The following is a 3,006-nucleotide window of genomic DNA, read 5'->3' as shown; positions in this document are numbered from 1 at the left end:
TGCTTGAACGTACGAACTTGAACTTACGTTCAATTTCTCTCCCGTTCTTCGCAAATACTCGGCTCGTTAGCTGTAATGCGTCCAAAATTGCGCACAAAACCAAAATGATGATTCAAGAATTAAAGAAAATCGAAAAACTACTTTTTGGAACTACTCTATCTCAAATTTCAAACCTAATTGAAGACGAAGAAGCGAAAGAATATTTCGGTTATGATTTTCAAACTGAAAAACTGAATTTCAAATTTAGAAAAGCGAAAATTACACCTAAAAAAGTTGGTCAATTTGTAACTTTATGGAAGCGAAACTCGCAACAAAAAATGAAACCGAATTTTCCTATAATAGTATTTTACGAAGAAGTTTTAGATTTAATTTCAGAGGAAAAAAAACTATTTAACGCGACAAAACTTGCGGTATTAAAACGTTCATTGAATGTTGTTTATGACTCAAAATTTAATATTTGGAAATACGAATTAAAGTCTGAAAGAGTTAAAAATAACTTATTCACTAAATTTCTATCAAATACACTTTATAATCCTATTGTACCTGTTACACCAATATGGACATTAATAGAAAGTTCTAACATTGAGAGTTTAAAAAACAAAATAAATGTTACAATAGACAAGGATGATGACATCTTAACGCAATTTATCGAAGCGGATGAATTAAAGAAACAGATTTCTGACACAAATTCTTTTAAAGGCATCTACCAGATCTTGCTTAATAAAGTTTTTGAGTATAATGAATAAAAAAACTGCTGCTAACAAGGGCTTGGCGCAATGGCGGGTTAAGGCTAAAATTTAAAGGTTCGGCTTTCTATTCCGCAAAAAGCCAATTATATTGACTTTTTTCTTAAATTTATTCAATAAATTGGCTTTTGCTTACTGTGTCGCTAAATTGAAACTTTTCGCTTCAATTTCCGCCACTGACGCCAAGCCCCAAAACGTTATCTGCAAGCGTATGACCAACATTCCGTCAAAATATAATAGAGAATTTTTACTAAAATCTCACGATAAAAGTTCTTCTCATAAAAGTGAAATTCTAAATGGAAAATTATGTGGTTGTTTTTATTGTGAACAAACATTTTCACCACAAGAAATTTTAGAATGGATAGAAGAACCAAATGGCGGAGAAACTGCAATTTGTCCAAAATGTGGAATTGATTCTGTCCTAAGTTCAGAGTTTCCAATTTCTGATAAAGAATTTTTAGATGAAATGAATAAATATTGGTTTTAGAAATGGCAAAAACGAAAAACCTTCGAGGAATTCCTGGTAATTTAGCATTAAGTTATTTAAGTACATTAGGTTACTATGAAAATGGTTATATGGCTGATTGGTTAATTAGAACTTTTGACAAATTAAATATTACTCAAATAAAAATTGATATTTTAAACGAAACTATTTTCCCCAAAGAAGCTCAAATTAAACCTTTACTTTCCGATATAAAAAAACTTAAACTAATATTGGAGAATGAACTCAACAAAAATGAATTCGAAAAAGGATTTATTAAAAATGCTGAATTTCATTTTGAGAAAATTGGAGAAAAAACAATAAAATGTAATTCATTTTTGGAGGATATAAATGGTAAATTATATTATCCAAAGAAACCAATTATTGAAGAATCATACGAATAATACGCCAGCAGATAACATCGGCTTGGCAAAATGCGGGGTTAAGTGCAAAATTGAACTTCTCGCCTTTTTAGCCGCCAAAAGCTGTTTGCTTTTGTTTTTTTATTAAATTTACCAAAAGGCTCACAGCTTTGGCTACGTCTCGGTCTGAATTGAACTTTCGCTCAATTCAAGCCCGCACTTCGCCAAGCCGCGGCCCGTTATGCGACACCGTACAACAACATTCCTATCAAAAATCTAAATATGGCAGTTGGAGACAAACAAAAATTAATCACAAATATTCTTCAAGAAGTTTTAAATCAAAAAGCTGAATTTAGTCCAGATTTTAATTGGTTTATAAATAAACATACAAAAGAAAATTTTAAAGAAAACTTTCACATTATTGATGAAATATTTAAAAATTTAAATGGAAGTATTTCAGGTTATGAAACAAAACGTATTACAAAATTACAACCAGATGCATATTTTGGAGGTAATTATAACTTCATATTTGAATTTGATGAATTTCAGCACTTTTCATCATTTAGAAAAAAAACATTTGAACTTTATCCTCAAAATTTGAAACTTAACTTTGATAAAAATCAGTGGATAAAAGCTTGTGAAACTTATTCATATCAAGCAGATAAATATCGAAATTCTAAAAAAACTAAAGATTTTGATTTTACAGGTGGAAGAACTGCACAAAGAGCATATCTTGACTGTTTTAGGGACTTATTGCCTGTTCAACATAATTTAAATCCAACTTTACGTTTAAATGAATTTGAAGTAATTGGAATAGAACGTTTAGATAAGAATAGTTGTAAAAAGATTGAACAATTAATTACTGAAAAACTTAAATAATTACGGCGATCGCATAACATCGGCTTGGCAAAATGCGGGGTGAAGTGCAAAATTGAACTTCTCGCCTTTTTATCCGCCAAAAGCTGTTTGCTTTTGTTTTTTTATTAAATTTACCAAAAGGCTCACAGCTTTGGCTACGTACGGTTCTGAATTGAACTTTCGCTCAATCCAAGCCCGCACTTCGCCAAGCCGCGGCTCGTTATACGCAATTGCAGTTTCGGGCATCCAAGTTTTTCGAACTATTTTCTATCTCAAATTCATTTAATTTTTTTACGATTTTCAAACTTTCGATTTAGTAATTTTCAAACAATAAAATTGATCCGAAATCCGAAATTTTCCGAATTAAGTTTTTCAGCTTTTTATAAAATTCAGAAATCATTTGTTTAAAATTTTAGTTTTTTACGAATTAGAATTTCATCATTTTCTTGAAAGTTATTCTATAAAACGAAAATACTTTTTCATTTTTCGAAAGTTGGTTTTCTTTGTATTTCTTACAAATTCGGCTAATCGATTTTCAAACCATAAATTCAGCTTTTTT

At 30.2% G+C, this 3,006-nt stretch carries 4 protein-coding genes; all 4 read left to right on the top strand.

Annotated elements, in window-relative coordinates; translation table 11 throughout:
- On the top strand, positions 1–746 hold a 746-nt coding region (locus tag EAH69_RS13780; protein ID WP_230466839.1), incomplete at its 5' end, for a MepB family protein.
- A 211-nt stretch (positions 747–957) separates the two neighbouring features.
- A complete protein-coding gene (locus EAH69_RS13775) occupies positions 958–1,233 on the top strand; it encodes a hypothetical protein (protein WP_121935795.1) in 276 nt (91 codons plus the stop codon).
- Between the two features lie 2 nt (positions 1,234–1,235).
- Positions 1,236–1,631 (top strand): hypothetical protein, encoded by a 396-nt coding sequence (locus EAH69_RS13770; RefSeq protein WP_121935794.1) that lies wholly within the window; start codon positions 1,236–1,238, stop codon positions 1,629–1,631.
- Positions 1,632–1,871: 240 nt separating this feature from the next.
- A complete protein-coding gene (locus EAH69_RS13765; RefSeq protein WP_121935793.1) occupies positions 1,872–2,468 on the top strand; it encodes a DUF7255 family protein in 597 nt (198 codons plus the stop codon).
- Positions 2,469–3,006: the final 538 nt, after the last annotated feature.

The sequence above is a fragment of the Faecalibacter macacae genome (assembly GCF_003687725.1).
In the GTDB taxonomy this organism is placed as follows: Bacteria; Bacteroidota; Bacteroidia; order Flavobacteriales; family Weeksellaceae; genus Empedobacter; species Empedobacter macacae.
This window is presented reverse-complemented; position numbering and strand designations above follow the sequence as displayed.

Coding starts and splice junctions, on each gene's coding strand:
- EAH69_RS13775 (WP_121935795.1), top strand. CDS start 958: ATGACCAACATTCCGTCAAAATATAATAGAGAATTTTTACTAAAATCT.
- EAH69_RS13770 (WP_121935794.1), top strand. CDS start 1,236: ATGGCAAAAACGAAAAACCTTCGAGGAATTCCTGGTAATTTAGCATTA.
- EAH69_RS13765 (WP_121935793.1), top strand. CDS start 1,872: ATGGCAGTTGGAGACAAACAAAAATTAATCACAAATATTCTTCAAGAA.